Below are 16,833 nucleotides of genomic sequence, written 5' to 3'. Positions count from 1 at the left end.
ATCGCCCCGCGCCCCTACAGCGACCTCAGGTCCGACGACACCCACCGTTCCGGGCGCAGTGTCAGGACGACCGCCTCGCCGTGGTTCTTCCACGAGAAGTCGACGTACTCCTCCACCTTCTCCGGCGGGAGGTAGCGGGCCGACATCTCGCGGAGCTGGTCGATCGTCGCCGGGGTCTCCGCCACGACGGGGCCCTCGACGGAGACGTAGCGGACCGTGGGGGTCACTTGGTCGACCAGTAGCGAGAAGCGTCCGGCGGCCTTGATGAGCTGGTGCTTGCGGGAGTTCCGGCCGGTCAGGACCCAGAGGTCGCCGCCGGGGGTGTAGCTGTACCAGATCGGTACGGTGAGTGGGGCGCGGCCGGTGCCCGCGTCGACCGCCAGCGCGGCGATATGGGGTTCTGCGAGGAACTGTTCACGCTCTTCATGGCTCAGGGCCATCTGCGGATCGCCTCCAACGGCTCAGCGCTCGTCATTGCTTGTCGTCGTCGGCCGTCATCGGCCGTCGTCGTCGGCCACTGCCGGTAGCTGCCGGCCACTGCCGGCCACGGCTGGGCATTGCTCGTCGATGTCCTGCCGTTCACAACAGTCATCGTCCGTCAGGTGTTTCGTCCGGGGCCGGTCAGCGTGGTCCGGTTGGGTGACGGTGGCCGAAGGGCGGCGGGGACCGGGCGGGGCCTCGATCCCGCACACCTCGGCTGGCACCCGTGCCAGGACCCCGGACCCCACCCCGCCCCGGTGAGGGGAGACCCCGACCCGGTCAGGCGAAGGCCCCGGCGGCGTACCGTGACCCCGTGGCGACCGAAGACCTGGGACGAACCCTCCGACGCCTGCGCCGCCTGGCCTCCCTCACGCAGGAGGAACTGGCCGAGCGGTCAGAGGTGTCCGTCGATGTGATCCGACAGCTCGAACAGGGCCGTAAGCACTCGGCCCGGCTGCCCACCCTGCACGCGCTGGCGAACGGTCTCGGCGTGGAGCTGACCACGCTTCTGGGCGACCCGCCCGCCCTCGGCTCGACCGGGGAGAACGACGGCCCGCGGTTCGTGGCCGTGCGCCGGGCCGTCATGCCGGTGCTCTGGGGGCCCGAGCCCGAGCCGCCGGGGCCCGGCTTCTCGCCGGACACCCTGCGCGAGCGGATCGCGGACGGCTGGACGCAGTACCACTCCGCCGAGTTCGACACCGTGATGAAGGCCCTGCCGGATCTGATCGCCGACGCGCGCACGGCCGCCGCCTCGCCGGGCGACGACGACAGGGCGGCCGGGTTCGCGGCGCTGGGCAAGGCCCTGCAACTGGCCGGTCATGTGGCCGTACGGATGGGCAAGACCGATCTCGCGCTCATCAGCCTGGAGCGGGCGATACAGGCAGCGGGCCGCGCCGCCGACCCTCTGCTGACACCGATGATCGTCAACTCCGTCGCCTGGACCTACCAGCGGCAGGGGCGCCTCGACGACGCCCTCGGCATCGCCCTCCACGCCGCCGACCGCATCAGGGACGACGGGCACACCACCACCGCCGACGGCCTCAAGGTCTGGGGCGCGCTCACCATGTCCGCCGCCACGTCCGCCGCGCGCGGCAACGACTACGACCGGGCCAACGCGCTGATGGCGCACGCCGAGACCGAGGCCGCCCGGGTGGCGGGGTTGCCGCAGGGCGGCGACCACCGCATGGTCAGTGTGTTCAGCCCGGCGTCCGTGCGGATCGAGCGGGTCCGGCTGGCCGTTCAGTACGGACATCCGCAGGACGCCCTGGACCTGGCGAAGGGCATGCGGCTGGACAAGGACGTCCCGCCGTCCTGGCGCACCTGGCTCCTGCTCGACGTGGCCCGCGCCCACACCGACCTCGGCGACGCGGCGGGCGCGGTGAGGGCGCTCGCATCGCTCCGCCGGGCCGCCCCGACCTGGATGCGGCACCACACCCTCGCCGTGGCCATCGTCCGCGACCTCTGGGCGCTTCCCAACCATCCGCCGGGGCTGCGGGCGTTGGCGGAGTTCCTGGGCCTCGACGCGCAGCGGCACCCAACAACGTCGACAAACTAGGACGTCACGTCCCTGTCACTCCGCGTGTCCGGACGCTTCCATTGCGGGGCAGCAGCACGCCCCGGGCGACCGCCTCCAGCGACGGCCCGGGGCCCCACCCCCCTGCAGCAGCAAGGGAACGCCCACATGACGACGAACACCCCCAGCGCCAAAATGACCATCGAGGTCTACACCGTCACCCCCGACGGCACCGCCACCACCCCCACAACCACCGTCATCGTCCCCCACGGCTACGAACCCCCACCCGACATCCGCGGCCCCCAACTCGCCCCCTGCGCCTGCCCCCTCCACCGCCACCACCCCGTCACCGAACCCTCCCCCCTCCCCTCCTCCACCGCCATCATGCGCGCCTACGCCTCCTGGCTCCTCGACCGCACCACCCTCCCCCGCAACGCCACCACCCACCGTTTCGCACGCGACTTCCCCACCTACCTCACCGCCCTCATCCCACCCACCGAACACCTCGCCCTCTCCTTCCCTCCCGACGACATCCCCGCCACCCTCGCCCTCACCACCATCACCACCGCGCGGGGCCGACTCAATGAACCCCCACACCCCACCGAACCCACCCGAGAACTGACCCGCGTCCAACGCCTCGCCCACTCCGTCATGGCCCTCTGCGACCACTACGACACCCTCACCACACCAGCAATCCCCCACCCCTACCCACGCCCCACACCCCACCCCCCTTCAGACCCGCACCCCACCCTCAGCCACACCCCCACCCCTCCCGCCCGCAGCCGTCGCGCCACCCTGAACGCGCGGGCCGGGTCCGGCGACCAGACGTAGTCGATCAGGCCATACTCGGAGTCGCTCGCGAGGGCGATGCCCTCCTCCTCGTCCCCGAAGGAGAGCACGCACACCACCGGGCCGAAGACCCCCTCCCGTACGACCCGCATTCCGGCCCGAGCGCAGCACCCGGCCCCCTACCGCCCCGCTCACCCGCTCGTCGCGGATCGCCTCCACCCCGCTGACCCACACCGCCCGCACCCCGAGCGCCCGGGAGTCCAGGCGCGGGCCGCCGCCCGGCAGATCGTGGACCAGCGTCGCCGGGCCCGCCTCGATCCGCCCGGGGTCGAAGAGGACCGGGTCGGCGTGGTAGCCCCGCTCGATCCGGCCCCGCCCGATCCCGCCCCGCTCGATCCGGCCCCGCCCGATCCCGCCCCGCTCGATCCCGCCCCGTTCGATCCGGCCGCGGTCGCGCGGGCCGAAGAGCCGGTCGGGGTCGCCGGTGAGCATCCGCACCGCCTGCTCCAGGCCCACCAGACGCCTGCCGCGCAGGCAGTCGCCCAGGAAACGGGTCGTGTACGGGGCCCACACCTGCGGTCCAGACGCGCGCCCGCGTCCGAGTCGCCCAGCAGGACATCCTCGTGGCGCCAGGTCTCGGCGCGCAGCGCCCGGGACGCCGGGTCGTCGTCGGTCGGCATCGGCCACAGCACCGTCCGCAGGCCGTCGCGCGCGCAGATCTCCACCAGGCAGGCGAAGGGGTCCGGGGCGCCGCGCTCGCGGGCGATGTCCGCCACGACCCGGCCGGGGCAGGGCGAGCGAGAGGGCGCCGATCACCAACTCGCCCTCTTCGGACCCTTGTTGGCCGCGCTGTAGGTGGCGCCGATGACATACCGGCCGAAGTCCGCCAGGCGGCGGAACACCACCCCCGCCTCCTTCGCGTCCGCCCGGCGCGGCAGTTCCGCCCGGACCCGCGCGTCCCGCAGTCCGCCGACGCGCTCGGGGGCGGGCAGCGCGAGGATCTCGCCCCAGCCGGGGATCGGGTTCAGCGCGCAGAACGCGCCCAGGGACATGTTCATGGGCGTGAGGATCGGCATGGTGAGGGCGACGATCCGGCCGCCCGCCTCCCGGGCCCGTGCGCTCGCCAGGAACTGGCGCGGGACCGGTTCGACGGCGGCGAACCGGCCGCACACCGCATCGCCGGGTGGGACCTCCCGTACGGCTTGGGGAGGATCTTGCGGGGCGGGAGGGACCAGCGTCTGCCTCGACTGACGGTCCGTCAGGTGCGCGGGTTCGGGTGGATGTGCCCGGATCGGGCGGGTGTATCTGGAGCGGGTGTTCGGGATCATGTCTGTGTGGGGCGGTGGGTGGAGCCGGAATTGGGCGCAAAGGGGCGAAGAGGATGTGAGGGACTTGTGATATACCGCGTGCCGGGTTGTGAGCGCCGTCTCGCAGAGCTGACGCATGCGCCCCGCGCAGGGCAAACTGACAGGGGTGTTCAGGATGTCTAGGGGGACGGGCGATGGACGGGGTACCGCCGCGGGTGCCGGCACAGCGGCGTCCGGACGCGGGCGGAGCGGGATCCGGCGGACGCGCGGACGCGCACCCGGGCGGCTCGGGGAACCCGGGAGATCCGGCAGGTCCGGCAGGTCCAGGAGATCCGGGAGGTCCAGGAGATCCGGCAGGTCCGGGGGGTCCGGGAGATCGGAGAGTCCCGGGCGTTCCGGGAAGTCCGGGCGTTCCGGTGGGCTTCGGGGACCGTGGGCGGGGACCCGGTCTGCGCTTCGGGGTGCTCGGGCCGGTGCGGGCCTGGCGCGGCGGGGAACCGCTGCCCACCGGCTCCCCGCAGCAGCGGGCGCTGCTGGCCGCGCTGCTGCTGCGCGAGGGCCGGACCGCGACCGCCGCCGAGCTGATCGACGCGCTGTGGGGTGAGGAGCCCCCGCCGCAGGCGCTGGCCGCGCTGCGGACCTACGCCTCGCGGCTGCGCAAGGTCCTCGACGCGGGCGCGCTGGTCAGCGAGTCCGGCGGCTACGCGATCCGGACGGCAGGTGGCGGCACCCTCGATACGGCAGGCGGCGGCACCCTCGATCTGGCGGTCGCCCAGGAACTGGCGGGCGACGCCGAGAAGGCGCGCGGCTCCGGCGACCTGGGCCGGGCCCGGGAGGCGCTCGGCCGGGCCCTCGCCCTGTGGGACGGCGAGCCGCTGGCCGGGGTGCCCGGCCCCTACGCCGACGCCCAGCGGGTCCGCCTGGAGGAGTGGCGGCTGCAACTCCTCGAATCCCGCCTCGACATGGACCTGGAACAGGGCTGCCACGCCGAGGCGGTCTCCGAACTGACCGCGCTCACCGCCGCCCACCCCCTGCGCGAACGGCTGCGCGAACTGCTGATGCTGGCCCTGTACCGCAGCGGACGCCAGGCCGAGGCGCTCGCCGTCTACGCCGACACCCGCCGCCTGCTGCGCGAGGAACTCGGCGTCGACCCCCGGGCCGGGCTCGCGGAACTCCAGGAGCGCATCCTGCGCGCCGACCCGGCGCTCGCCGAGCCGTCGGCACCGGAGGTGCGGCCCACGGTGGCGGCGGTGCGCCCGGCACAGCTCCCGGCGACGGTCCCGGACTTCACCGGGCGCACCGGGTTCGTCCAGGAGCTGAGCGAGGTGCTCGCCTCGGCTCAGGGCCGGGTGATGGCGCTCTCCGCGGTCGCCGGGATCGGCGGCGTCGGCAAGACCACCCTCGCCGTGCACGTGGCCCACCGCTCCCGCACCGCCTTCCCCGACGGCCAGCTCTACATCGACCTCCAGGGCACCGGCCCCCGCCCGGCCGAACCGGAGGCGGTGCTGGGCGCGTTCCTGCGCGCGCTCGGCCGGGCGGACGCCGCGATCCCGGACACCCTCCCGGAGCGCGCCGCGCTCTACCGCTCCCTGCTGGACGGGCGCCGGGTGCTGGTCCTGCTGGACAACGCCCGGGACGCGGCCCAGGTCAGACCGCTGCTGCCGGGCACGGAGGGCTGCGCGGCGCTGGTCACCTCCCGGATCCGGATGGTGGACCTCGCGGGCGCGCACCTGGTCGACCTGGACGTGATGTCCCCGGACGAGGCGCTGGCCCTGTTCACGAAGATCGTCGGCGCGGAGCGGGTGCGCTCCGAGCGGGAGGCGGCGCTCGACGTGGTCGCCGCGTGCGGGTTCCTGCCGCTGGCGATCCGCATCGCCGCGTCCCGGCTGGCCGCCCGGCGCACCTGGACGGTGTCGGTGCTGGCGGCCAAGCTCGCCGACGAACGCCGCAGGCTGGACGAACTCCAGGCCGGTGACCTGGCGGTGGAGGCCACCTTCGAACTCGGCTACGGCCAGTTGGAGCCCGCCCAGGCCCGCGCCTTCCGTCTGCTGGGCCTCGCCGACGGCCCCGACATCTCCCTGGCCGCCGCCGCGGCCGTCCTCGACCTGCCCGCCCACGACACCGAGGACCTGCTGGAGTCCCTGGTGGACACGTCCCTGCTGGAGTCGGCGGCACCCGGGCGCTACCGCTTCCACGACCTCGTCCGCCTGTACGCCCGCGCCTGCGCGGAACGCGACGAACAGCCGCCCGGCGAGCGGGCGGCGGCGATGTCGCGGGTGCTGGACTTCTATCTGGCGACGGCGGCGGGGGTGTACGCGATCGAGCGGCCCGGGGACCTGCTGGTCGACCACCTCGAACCCACCGAGCACGCGGGGCTGCGCTTCGAGACCGCGGGCGCCGCCCTGGACTGGCTGTACGCCGAGGGCGAGTGCCTGCTGGCCTGCGTCCGGCAGTCGGTCGTCACCGGCAGACTGCGCCGCGCGGTCGATCTGCTGTGGGCGGCCAAGGACCTGACCGAGTCGGGCGCCAACGCCCGCCAGTACGAGGCGACGGCGGTGGCGGCCTGCGAGGCGGCGCAGACCGCCGGGGACATCCGCGCCGAGGGCCGCGCCCGCACCACGCTCACCAACGCCCTGCTCGTCTCCGGCCGGATCCAGCAGGCCGGGGAGGAGGCCCGGCTCGCCATGGAGCGCGCCGCCGAGGCCGGGGACCTCGCGGCCGGGAGCTGGGCGGCCAACGACCGGGGCCTGATCGCCCTGCACCAGCACCGCTACCGGGACGGCGAGATCTTCTTCGAGCAGGCGATCCGCGGCTACAGCACGGCCGGGAACCGGGCCGGGGAGGCCACGACCCTGTTCAACCTCTCCCGCGCCCATCTGTCCATGGGTGACATCGCCAGGGCCGTGGAGATCGCCCAGTACGGGCTGGCCCTGCTGTCTGAGCTGGGCCGGACCATGCGGCTGGCCAACGGGCACTACGCGCTGGGCATGGCGCTGACCGCCGCGGGCCGCCCGGCGGACGCGCTCGGCCAGTTCGGCGATGCCCTGACCGTCTTCGTCCACCACCGCCAGCGGCTGTGGGAGGGCACCACGCACTTCCGGATCGCCGAGGCGCACCTCGCCGCCCGCCGCCCGGCCCCCGCCGCCCAGCACGCCGAACAGTCCCTGGCCATCGGCTGCATCGGCGGCGACCGGATGCGGGGCCATGTCCTCACCCTGCTGGGCCGGGCCCTGGAGGCGCTCGGCCAGGTGGACCGCGCCCAGGTCTGCTGGCGCGAGGCACTGCGGCTGTTCGAGGAGAACGGCGCCGTCGAGGCCGACCAGGTGCGCGCCCTGCTGACCCCCGCAGCGGCGGCCTGACCGGGTCGGACACCGTCCCCCTGTAGGGGCGTTCAGCGTTCGTTTATCCCGGCCCGACATGCTCATATCCGTCGGGTCGTCGCGTCGGGGGGCAGACGGCCGGACGGGGAGCTGCGTGGGTAGTGTGCGGCTCCGGGCGTCCGCCCGGCGGTCCTTCGGGGGAATCGCCGGGCGGACGTTCGTCACAACGCCCTCGTTCTTGCAGAGGAGTACAACCGATGAGCGAGCAGAAGGCCACACCCACCACTCCGCCGGAGACCCAGGTTCCGGTTCCGCCCGCGGCGGACGAGCTGATCGTCCCCAAGGACAACCAGATGCCGTCGCCGCCCAAGGGCGACGAGCCGCTGGTCACCAAGGACAACCAGATGCCCGCCCCGCCGGCCCTGGACCTCACCCGCGACGGCAAGTAGACCACCACTTCTACGGGGACGGCCGCGGCGGCAGGGAGGGGGCGCCGCCGCGGCCCGGGTCCGGTCCGTCAAGACCCCGGCCCCGGCCACATCCTGGCGGGAACCCGCGCGCACCGCGCGGAAGGCGACCGCCCGCGGTTAGCGTGACGTGCATCCGCCGCACGGCCGCCGCCGTACATCAACGAGGAAACGAGAAACGAGGAGTCGCGCAGTGAGCCGGACCAAGAAGTTCCTCGCCGCCCTGGTGTTCGTCCTGGGCATCACGGCCGCCGCCACCGCCCCCGCCGCGGCGGACAACAGCATGCCCACCCCGCCCCGGGGCAGCGCCGGGGCTTCCCGGTAGGGAGCGGGGCGCGCCGCGAGAGTCCCGGGGAGGGGCAGCAGCCTGGCACTGGGCCGGGACGGGGTCGAGGCAGGGGCGGCCGGGCGCCGGGCGCAGTGGGTCCCGGCAGGCGCGGCAGGGCGCAGCGATTGACCCGGACAGGAGCCGCCGGGCACCGGGCCGCAGTGGGCCCGGGGAGGGGTGGCCGGGTGCCGAGCCGCAGTCGGCTTCGGTAGGGGCAGCAGGGCCCCGCCCCTGGACCGGCACCGCCCACCCGCTCCCCACCCCCACCACCCCGCACATCACCGCCGACCCGGACACCGGGGTCGCCGTCGTCACCCTGAATCGCCCCCACCGCCCCCACCGTCTCGACGCCCTCGACCACCCGACTCTCACCCGACTGGCCGCCGCCCGGCGGGAGTTCCGGCACGACGGCACCGTCCGGGCGATCGTCCTGACCGGTGTCGGGGACCGAGTCCCCTGCACCGGCATCGACCGCGCCGACACCCAAGTACCCGAGCCCGGCGCCCCGTTCATGCTGGACAACCTCTACGGGATGGTCAGCGCGTACGAGTCGATGTACCTGGCGCAGCGGATGCCGCCCGGGGAGGTGGCCCGGATGGTGCTGATGGGCGGCGCCGAGCGGATCGGGGCGCGCCGGGCGTACGAGACCGGGCCGGTGTCGGAGGTGACCGCGCCCGGCGGGGCGCTCGCGGCGGCGGTGGTCTGCGCGGAGGTCGTCGCCGGGTATCCGTCGGCGGCCGTGCAGGGGACCGTCCGGGCGGCGCAGGCGGGCGGGTTCGTGCAGGCGCGCACCGTAGTTGATCGCGCTCGGGAACCTCCCGGCCGGCCGCCGGGCGGAGCTGTTCGCCGGGCGGCGGGCCGGGGGGTTCAGGGTGCGGTGAGGGGCCGGACGCGGGGCGTCAGGCCCGGCGGGCCTCGGGTTCGGTGTCGCTGAGGACACAACGGACGAGATCATCGGCGTACTGGACGTCGAACGGCACCTGGACGGCCTTGGTCCCGCTGCCCGGGACGGTCAGCGACTCGGTCATGACGTCGACGTCCTCACCCCGGGCGTCCTCAAAGTGGACGGTGACCGAGAACGCGGTCTTGGCGCGGTTGGGATTGCGGACCTCGATGAGCGCGTACGGCTGCTCGGCGCTCGCGCAGGCCAGCACCCGCGCCACCCCGTCCTTCAGCGGTCCCGAACTTCCCCCGGTCGCCGTGGGGGTCGGGGCGGCGTTGGTGGGCCGGGTGTTGTAGCCCCCCGTGGCGGACGACGAGTCGTGGTCCTGCTTCGAGCTGCTGCAACCTCCCCCGCCCCCACCGCTCTTGCTGCCGCCGCTCTTCGACTTGCCGCCGGTGGTGGAGAATCCGGTCAGGGTCAGCATCACGAGTGCCGACACCGCGGTCAGTTTGAGTACATGTCCCCGTACATACATACGGGCACTTTAGCCAGCCCCGGTCGGCCCCACGTGCGGGTTGCCCCAACGGGGCGTAGCGTCTGCCCTGCGGGCGGGTGAAGACCCCGTCCCGCGCGGGCGGCCGTCGTCCCCGGCACCCCTTCCACGTCCGGCGCGACGGCCGTCGCACCCGCTGTCACGTACGGGCGGTCCCGGTGCCCTTCTCCGCGTCGAGGGCGTAGACGCAGCGGTCCTTGCTGCACGCGTACACGATGCCGTCCCGCACCACCGGGGAGCCGGTGATCTCGCCGCCGGTGGCGAGCTTCCAGCGCAGCCGGCCGTCGTCGGCCTTGAGGGTGTAGAGCAGCCGGTCGGTGGAGCCGAAGTGGATCCGGCCCTCGGCGACCGAGGGGGCGCCGACGATGTCGCCGCCCGCCTGGAACCGCCACTTGGGGGTGCCGGTGACGGCGTCCAGGGTGTAGAGGCCGGTGCCGCTGCCGACATGGACATGGCCGCCGGCCACCAGGACGGGTTCGGTGGCGGCCCGGGACTCGGTGGCGATCCGCCAGCGGTCGCGGCCGTCGGCGCCGTCGAGGGCGTACACCGTGCCGAGGTAGTCGGCGAGGTAGACCCCGCCGCCGGTGACGGCGGGCCCGGGGGCGAAGGCGGGCGGCGAGAGGAACACCGCCGGGGCCTCGAAGTGCCACTTCACATGGCCGCCGGCCGCCTCGATGGCGAGGACCCGGGTCCCGGCCGAGAGATAGACGTACCCGTCGGCCGCCGGGGTGAGCCGGACCGGGACGCCGCCGCAGGAGGCCGCGTCCCCGATGGGGTAGGACCAGCGCTCGTCGCCGGTTCGGGCGTCCAGGGCGCGCAGCCGGGCGTCCTGCCAGACATAGGCGGTGCCGTCGTGCAGGGCGGGCCCGGCCTCGGGGGACTCGAAGTCGGTCTGGGCGCCGCTCAGCTCCCACAGCTTCTGCCCGGTGGACGCCTCCCACGCCTGGACGCCGCCGCCGCGGGTGCCGGTCAGGAGGGTGCCGCGGTCGGCCTTCAGGGAGTACACCCACGCCTCGGTCTGGAGCCGCCACAGATCGGTGCCCCGGCGGGCGTCCAGGGCGAACAGGGTGGGCCCGTCGGAGGCGTGCACCCGGCCGTCGGCGATGGCCATGGACCAGGCCACGTCCCGGGTCTTGAAGCGGCGCCGCCCGGTCGCCACGTCCAGCGCGTGCACCTCGAAGGAGGTGACGTAGACGAGGTCGCCGTCGACGGCCGGGGTGCCCCAGACGTCGTTGGACATCCGGAACCGCCAGGGCCGCCAGCCGGTGGTGGCCGGATCGGCGGCCGGGGCGGCGGGCGCGACGGCACCGGGGGCGCCCGGTACGGCGGCGGGGGCGCCGCCGGGGGCGGGGCGGGCCCAGGAGGCGACCAGACCGGCCGAGGGCGGGGGCGCCTGGACGGCGGCGGCGCGGGCGTCGGCGACCCGGGGGCCGGGCCCGATGGGGACGGCGGCCCCGGCGAGCCGCACCGGGCCCGCGTCGGGGGCGGCGGCCGGGCCGGGCACGGGGGCGTGGGGCGCGTGCGGGGAGTGAGGGGCGTGCGGCGGGACCGGGGGCGCGTGGGGCGCGTGGGCGGGCGGGGGAGGCACCGGGGGGCGTCCCCCGGCGCTGCGCCCGCCGTGCGGGGCGGGGCGGGGGGCGGGACGGCCGCCGCGGCGGGACTCGATCAGGGTGACCGCCTTCTCGGGCAGCCAGGCCGACGCCGTACCGCTGTCGTCGGAGCCGGAGCCGAAGAGATGCGGGGCGAGCTGGGCCTGGAGGTCGGCCGGGCTGGGCCGGGCGGTGGCCTCCATCTGCATGAGGGACTCGATCAGCGGACGCAGTTCCTCGGGCAGGCCCTCCAGGTCCGGGCCCTCGCGCAGCAGCATGAAGACCGTCTCGACCGGGTTGGCGCCATGGAAGGGCGGATGGCCGGTGGCGGCGAAGACCAGGGTGGAGCCGAGCGAGAACACATCGCTGGCGCCGGTCACCGACCGGGAGTCCTTGGCCTGCTCGGGGGACATGTAGGCGGGGGTGCCGACGGCGACGTTCGTCATGGTCAGCCGGGTGTTGGAGACACCGGAGGCGATACCGAAGTCGATCACCCGGGGGCCGTCCTCGACGACCAGGACGTTGGACGGCTTGAGGTCGCGGTGGACCAGTCCGGCGCCGTGGATCGACTGGAGCGCCTCGGCGACCCCGGCGGCCAGCCAGCGCACCGCCTGCGCGGGCATCGGCCCGCAGTCGTTCACTATCTCTTCCAGCGAGGGGGCGGGCACGTACGCGGTCGCCAGCCAGGGGACGGCGGCCCGGGGATCGGCGTCGACCACGGCGGCCGTGTAGAAGCCGGACACCGCGCGGGCCGCCTCGACCTCCCGGGTGAACCGGACCCGGAAGAGCTGGTCCTCGGCGAGTTCGGTGCGCACGGTCTTGATCGCCACCCGGCGTCCGGACGCCGAGCGCGCCAGATAGACCAGCCCCATGCCGCCCGCGCCCAGCCGTCCCAGCACCTCGAACGGACCGATCCGCCGCGGATCGTGCTGCGTCAGCTGATCCACCACTTAGCCTGCCACCTCCCCGTACGAGCCGCGTCCCCGGACATGGACACGACCGAAGTGCAGCGTCTCACCACCGCACCGCCGAGGCGGTACGCACCCCGATTGTTCCTGTCCGGCGCCCAGGTTGCGAACCCGGTGACATAACGGGGTGTCTCCGGCCTTGTGCGCATATGGGAGGACCGTTGGGAGGCCCGTCGGGCGGACCGTACGCGGCGGCGGACCCGCCCGGCACCCGCCCCCCGGCCCTTCCCCCCACCCCGAATCCCCAGCTCAGCGCTCCGCGGCGGCCTCCCTGCCCCCCTTGCCGGGCGCCCGCTCCAGCAGCGCGAAGGACGCCCCCTGGTCATCGGTGACGACCCCGACGGTCCCGTACGACGTGACGAACGGCTCGGCCTGGACCCGGCCGCCGAGCCGGGTGACCCGCTCCAGGCCCGCCGCGCAGTCCGGCACCCCGAAGTGGACGAGGAAGTGCGGCGGCATGCCCTCGGCGAACACCTCGGTGACCGCCGCCCGCCCGACCTCCGGCGTGGCGCCGGGCCCGAACAGCGCGTCCGTGAAGAGTCCGCCGTAGAACGCGTTGGCCGCCCCGGTGTCCCGGGCGTACAGCTCGGCCCAGACGAACGTCCCCGGGCCCCGCCGGGTGCCGAAGCCCCGGTGCCCGCCCGCCTGCCACAGCCCGAAGACGGCCCCCTCCGGATCGGCGGCCAGCGCCCCGGTGCCCAGCCGTCCGGCGCCCAGCGGGGCGGAGACGAGTTGTCCGCCCGCGTCCCGGATCCGCCGCCCGAGCGCGGCCACGTCCGGGGTGGCGAAGTACACCGTCCAGACGGTGGGCATCCGCCCGTCCGTCTTGGGCGCGAGCCCGGCGACCGGCTCCCCGTCCAGTCGGGCCCACAGCCCCGAACCGTCGGCCCGCTCCTCGAAGGACCACCCGAAGAGCCCACCGTAGAAGCGCCTGCCCGCCGCCACGTCCGGGAGCTGGGCGTCCACCCAGCAGGGGACGCCCTCCGGGTATCCCCCCGGATACCCCTCCGCGCTCCCCCTTGCGTTCCCCTCGGCGTTCCCTCCTGCGTTCCCCTCAGCATCCACGGATCCGCTGTTTTCGGCCATACCGCCAAACTAACGGCGACCCCGACACCTCGCCCACCAGGAATGGATCCCTCCGCACCCCCGTGCACCCCATTTGCAGTCGGCCGAATAGCGCTCCGATCACCCCTCGGTAAGCTGACGGCATGACAGGACAAGTGCGTACCGTCGACGGCCGCGTGGCCGGCCGGCGTGGGCAGGCGACCCGGCAGAAGCTGCTCGACTGCCTCAGCGAGATGCTCAGCTCCTCCCCCTACCGGGACGTCAAAGTCATCGATGTCGCCCGGAAGGCGGGCACTTCACCCGCGACGTTCTACCAGTACTTTCCGGACGTCGAGGGCGCCGTTCTGGAGATCGCGGAGCAAATGGCCGCCGAGGGCGCCGGGTTGACCGAGCTGCTCGAAGGCCGCTCCTGGGTCGGCAAGGCGGGCTGGCAGACGGCCCAGGAACTCGTGGACGGATTCCTGGACTTCTGGCGCCGCAACGACGCGATCCTCAGGGTCGTCGACCTCGGCGCGGCGGAGGGCGACAAACGCTTCTACAAGCTCCGGATGAAGATCCTCAACTCGGTGAACAGCTCCCTCGCGGACGCGGTCGCCGAGCTCCAGTCCAAGGGCCGGGTCGACAAGGACGTCAATCCGGCCGCCGTCGCGGGGGCGCTGGTCGCGATGCTCGCCGCCGTCGCCTCCCACCAGAAGGGCTTCCAGTCCTGGGGTGTGAAGCAGGCGGAACTCAAGCCCAATCTCGCGCTGTTGGTCCATCTGGGGATCACGGGGAAGAAGCCGACGAAGTAACCGTCGCGCCCGTTCTCCACCCGTGTGGGCCCGCTCAGGCCGGTAGCCCCCGGTCCCGCACCACATGCTTCATCACCAGTGTCGACGTCAGCTTCTGCACCCCCGGAAGCGCGGCCAGCCGCTCGTCGTAGAGCCGCTGGTAGGCCGCGAGGTCGGCCGCGACCACCCGCAGCAGGTAATCCGGTTCGCCGAACAGCCGCTGCGCGTCCACCACGTTCGCCACCTCTCCCACCGCCCGCTCGAACTCGGCGACCGTCTCCCGGTCCTCCTGCCGCATGGACACGAAGACCAGCGCCTCGAAGCCCAGCCCCACGGCCACCGGGTCCACCACCGCCCGGTACCCGCTGATCGCCCCCGACCGCTCCAGCTCCCGCAGCCGCCGGTGGCACGGCGACACACTCAGCCGCACCCGCGCGGCCAGCTCGGTGACGGTCAGCCGCCCGTCCTGCTGAAGCTCGGCAAGAATCTTCCGGTCCAGGTCGTCCATGGGGAAGATTCTCCCCCAGAACCCTCGATCCGGAGCAAACTCCGCAACCTTTTTCCCCCGATTCCCGCCTAATGTCCCCACCATGGACTCGGGAACCCTGCTCGCCTTTCTCGCCCTGGACCTGCTGCTGGTCTGTATCCCGGGCGCGGACTGGGCCTACGCGATCTCGGCGGGCCTGCGCGACCGCTCCCCGCTCCCGGCGGTGGCGGGCCTGGTCGCCGGCTACGCCCTGCACACCGCGCTGGCGGTGGCGGGCCTCGCGGTGCTGGTCGCGGGTTCGCCGACGGCCCTGACCGCGCTGACGGTGGTGGGCGCGGGGTATCTGGTGTGGCTGGGGTGGGGGGTGCTGCGGCGGCCGGGGGTTCCTGCGCAGGGGGGTGAGCGGGGGGTGGGTGTGCGGGGGGTGAGTGTGCCGGGGGCGGCCTTTCTGCGGGGTGCGGCGATCAGCGGCCTGAACCCCAAGGGCCTGCTCCTCTACCTCTCCCTCCTCCCGCAGTTCCTGATCACGGACGGCTCGGGCGGCTGGCCCGTCCCGGCCCAGACGGCGGTGCTCGGCGCCCTGCACATGGCGTGCTGCGCGGCGGTCTATCCGACGGTGGGCCTGACGGCCCGCGCGGTGCTGGGCGCCCGCCCCTCGGCGGCCCGCGCGGTGACCCGCACCTCCGGGGCGGCGATGCTGGGCATCGGCGCGTTCCTGCTGGCGCAGGGACTGGCGACGCTGTGAGGGGCACGCCATGCCGGAGGGGCCATGGTCATGCCTGAGGGGGCCGTGGTCATGCCTGAGGGGCCATGGTCATGCCTGGCGGGGGTCATGGTCATGCCTGCGCTGCCACGCCGGTGTCTGAGCGGGCACACCGGGTGCCTGTGCGGGCACACCCCTCGCGCCCGGCGGCGCCCGGCACCCCGGACGGCCCTAGGGTCACCCCGAACTCCGTACTCAGAAATCCGTACTCCGAACGTCCCGCCCCGGGCCGGAGCCAGGCGAGCGGCGGGACCCGAGCGGCAAAGGACCTGAGATGCGCCTGGGGAAGACATCGGGCAGGACATCGGACAAGCCATCCGGCACGTCATCCGGCACGTCATCCGGCAAGACCCTGCGCAAGACCCTGACAGGACTGGGGCTCGCGGCCCTCGTCGCCACCGGCACGGTCGCGATGACCGCGCCCCCGGCGGCAGCCGCGCACCAGTACGTCTTCGACACCTACTGGTCCTCCACCCAGGCCAGGGCCGACGCGGGCTGCCAGGACTGGGCGAACAGGTACAACCAGACCAACACCGGCTTCTACTGGTGCGGCGCCGACAAGCCCCCGAGGTCGTCGGCCGGCCTGTACGGCACGCACCTGTGGGTCAGGGTGAACTGACCCCCGCCCCTCACCTCCGTACCAGCCGGAACACCCGCAGCTCCCGCTCCACCCGCTCCTGGTAGACGGCGTACGGCGGCCAGAGCCCGACCAGTGACCGCCAGGCGGTGTCCCGCTCGGCCCCGGTGAGGAGCCGGGCGGTGACCGGCACATCGGTGCCGTGCCAGGTGACGACGGCGTCCGGGTGGGCCAGCAGATTCGCGGTCCAGGCGGGATGGGGGACCCGCCCGAAGTTGGACCCGACGAGCAGCCACCCGGCCGCCCCGCCCCCCTCCGGCAGACAGGCGAGCGGAGTGCGCCGCGCCACCCCGCTGCGCGCCCCGCGCGCGGTGAGCACGAGGCTCGGCAGCATCAGCCCGCTGAGCATGACCCGCCCCCCGGTGAGCCGGTGCACCCCCCGGTCCAGCTCGGGAACGACGTAGGGCGCCACCCGGGCGAACCCCCGGGACGCGGACACCCGCTGCACCACACCACGGATCACCGCCCTCACACCGCCACCCGCCCGTCCCCCTCGGAGAGCCCGGCGGGACGCGGTCCGGTGATCCGGCACCCGCCGTCCGGGACGACCTTGCCGCGCCGGACGGCGGCCCCGGTCCCGCCGCGTCCCCCTCAGACCACCCTCCGGTCCGCGAGCGCGGCCACCTCGGTGAAGTACGCGCGGAACAACGGCTCGTCCCCGGGCGGCACCCGGAACGAGGGTGAGGTGCTGTACCGGAAGGCGGCCCGGTCGGTGCCGTAGAGCGCGGCGCCCGGATCGCGTACGGTCCCGATGAACAACTCGCCGGGCCGGTCGGGCTTCTTGTAGTGCACCAGCGCCCCGAGCCACCGCAGCGGCACCCGGAGTTCGGATCTGCCGAACCCGAAGAGTTCGAACACCCCGTGTTCCAGGCGCAGATGCAGGTAGTCGTAGTCGAACGTCAGCGGCTCCATGG

The 16,833-nt window shown here is 74.1% G+C and carries 15 protein-coding genes and 3 pseudogenes; 9 read left to right on the top strand and 9 right to left on the bottom strand.

The window, feature by feature from the left end:
- Window positions 1–14 precede the first annotated feature (14 nt).
- On the bottom strand, window positions 15–440 hold the full coding sequence (locus AB0O01_RS07565; protein WP_365311543.1) for a pyridoxamine 5'-phosphate oxidase family protein: 426 nt from the start codon (window positions 438–440) through the stop codon (window positions 15–17).
- A gap of 353 nt (window positions 441–793) precedes the next feature.
- Here AB0O01_RS07565 and AB0O01_RS07560 point away from each other — a divergent pair, with 353 nt between their 5' ends.
- Both AB0O01_RS07560 and AB0O01_RS07555 read left to right on the top strand, forming a co-directional pair.
- On the top strand, window positions 794–2,035 hold the full coding sequence (locus tag AB0O01_RS07560) for a helix-turn-helix domain-containing protein (RefSeq protein ID WP_365311542.1): 1,242 nt from the start codon (window positions 794–796) through the stop codon (window positions 2,033–2,035).
- Window positions 2,036–2,161: 126 nt separating this feature from the next.
- A complete protein-coding gene (locus AB0O01_RS07555; RefSeq protein ID WP_365311541.1) occupies window positions 2,162–2,824 on the top strand; it encodes a DUF6415 family natural product biosynthesis protein in 663 nt (220 codons plus the stop codon).
- Here AB0O01_RS07555 and AB0O01_RS07550 read toward each other — a convergent pair.
- Window positions 2,752–2,934 (bottom strand): annotated as a pseudogene (locus AB0O01_RS07550) (aldehyde dehydrogenase family protein); the annotation flags it as partial. The gene AB0O01_RS07555 and the pseudogene AB0O01_RS07550 overlap by 73 nt on opposite strands.
- Window positions 2,933–3,930: pseudogene (locus AB0O01_RS07545) on the bottom strand (hypothetical protein); the annotation flags it as partial. The pseudogenes AB0O01_RS07545 and AB0O01_RS07550, both read right to left, overlap by 2 nt.
- Before the next feature lie 632 nt (window positions 3,931–4,562).
- On the opposite strand from AB0O01_RS07545, the gene AB0O01_RS07540 reads away from it, so the two are divergent.
- From AB0O01_RS07540 to AB0O01_RS07525, 4 genes and pseudogenes are all read left to right on the top strand, one after another.
- Window positions 4,563–7,448 carry a BTAD domain-containing putative transcriptional regulator gene (locus AB0O01_RS07540; RefSeq protein ID WP_365311540.1) on the top strand — a complete coding sequence of 962 codons (2,886 nt, stop codon included), beginning with the start codon at window positions 4,563–4,565 and terminating at the stop codon, window positions 7,446–7,448.
- Window positions 7,449–7,666: 218 nt separating this feature from the next.
- Window positions 7,667–7,858, top strand: a complete 192-nt coding sequence (locus tag AB0O01_RS07535) for a hypothetical protein (protein WP_365311539.1) — start codon at window positions 7,667–7,669, stop codon at window positions 7,856–7,858.
- 211 nt (window positions 7,859–8,069) lie between these two features.
- Window positions 8,070–8,201, top strand: a complete 132-nt coding sequence (locus AB0O01_RS07530) for a hypothetical protein (RefSeq protein ID WP_365311538.1) — start codon at window positions 8,070–8,072, stop codon at window positions 8,199–8,201.
- 280 nt (window positions 8,202–8,481) lie between these two features.
- Window positions 8,482–9,085 (top strand): annotated as a pseudogene (locus AB0O01_RS07525) (enoyl-CoA hydratase-related protein).
- A gap of 18 nt (window positions 9,086–9,103) precedes the next feature.
- Here the strand turns inward: AB0O01_RS07525 and AB0O01_RS07520 are convergent.
- The 3 genes from AB0O01_RS07520 to AB0O01_RS07510 form a co-directional block, all read right to left on the bottom strand.
- Window positions 9,104–9,586, bottom strand: coding sequence for a hypothetical protein (locus tag AB0O01_RS07520; RefSeq protein WP_365311537.1), 483 nt, complete (start codon window positions 9,584–9,586; stop codon window positions 9,104–9,106).
- 193 nt (window positions 9,587–9,779) lie between these two features.
- Window positions 9,780–12,179: a serine/threonine-protein kinase gene (locus tag AB0O01_RS07515; RefSeq protein WP_365311536.1), complete on the bottom strand. Its 2,400-nt coding sequence runs from the start codon at window positions 12,177–12,179 to the stop codon at window positions 9,780–9,782.
- A 267-nt stretch (window positions 12,180–12,446) separates the two neighbouring features.
- Entirely contained in the window at window positions 12,447–13,163 is a 717-nt protein-coding gene (locus AB0O01_RS07510) for a VOC family protein (RefSeq protein WP_365311535.1), read from the bottom strand.
- Between the two features lie 254 nt (window positions 13,164–13,417).
- On the opposite strand from AB0O01_RS07510, the gene AB0O01_RS07505 reads away from it, so the two are divergent.
- A complete protein-coding gene (locus AB0O01_RS07505; protein WP_365311782.1) occupies window positions 13,418–14,053 on the top strand; it encodes a TetR family transcriptional regulator in 636 nt (211 codons plus the stop codon).
- A gap of 34 nt (window positions 14,054–14,087) precedes the next feature.
- Here the strand turns inward: AB0O01_RS07505 and AB0O01_RS07500 are convergent, their stop codons facing one another.
- Window positions 14,088–14,540, bottom strand: a complete 453-nt coding sequence (locus AB0O01_RS07500; RefSeq protein ID WP_365311534.1) for an Lrp/AsnC family transcriptional regulator — start codon at window positions 14,538–14,540, stop codon at window positions 14,088–14,090.
- 82 nt (window positions 14,541–14,622) lie between these two features.
- Between AB0O01_RS07500 and AB0O01_RS07495 the strand changes: the two genes are divergently transcribed.
- Both AB0O01_RS07495 and AB0O01_RS07490 read left to right on the top strand, forming a co-directional pair.
- The gene (locus AB0O01_RS07495) at window positions 14,623–15,264 is read left to right on the top strand and encodes a LysE family translocator (RefSeq protein ID WP_365311533.1); all 642 of its coding nucleotides are present in this window, start codon (window positions 14,623–14,625) and stop codon (window positions 15,262–15,264) included.
- A gap of 292 nt (window positions 15,265–15,556) precedes the next feature.
- On the top strand, window positions 15,557–15,901 hold the full coding sequence (locus AB0O01_RS07490) for a hypothetical protein (RefSeq protein ID WP_365311532.1): 345 nt from the start codon (window positions 15,557–15,559) through the stop codon (window positions 15,899–15,901).
- Window positions 15,902–15,911: 10 nt separating this feature from the next.
- Here AB0O01_RS07490 and AB0O01_RS07485 read toward each other — a convergent pair whose 3' ends face one another.
- Window positions 15,912–16,379 (bottom strand): nitroreductase family deazaflavin-dependent oxidoreductase, encoded by a 468-nt coding sequence (locus AB0O01_RS07485; RefSeq protein ID WP_365311781.1) that lies wholly within the window; start codon window positions 16,377–16,379, stop codon window positions 15,912–15,914.
- A 131-nt stretch (window positions 16,380–16,510) separates the two neighbouring features.
- Window positions 16,511–16,831, bottom strand: coding sequence for a hypothetical protein (locus AB0O01_RS07480; protein ID WP_365311531.1), 321 nt, complete (start codon window positions 16,829–16,831; stop codon window positions 16,511–16,513).
- Window positions 16,832–16,833: the final 2 nt, after the last annotated feature.

The organism is Streptomyces sp. NPDC093252, assembly GCF_040683675.1.
In the GTDB taxonomy this organism is placed as follows: Bacteria; Actinomycetota; Actinomycetes; order Streptomycetales; family Streptomycetaceae; genus Streptomyces.
The sequence above is the reverse complement of the archived record's forward strand: the minus strand, read 5'-3'. Positions and strand labels throughout refer to the sequence as shown.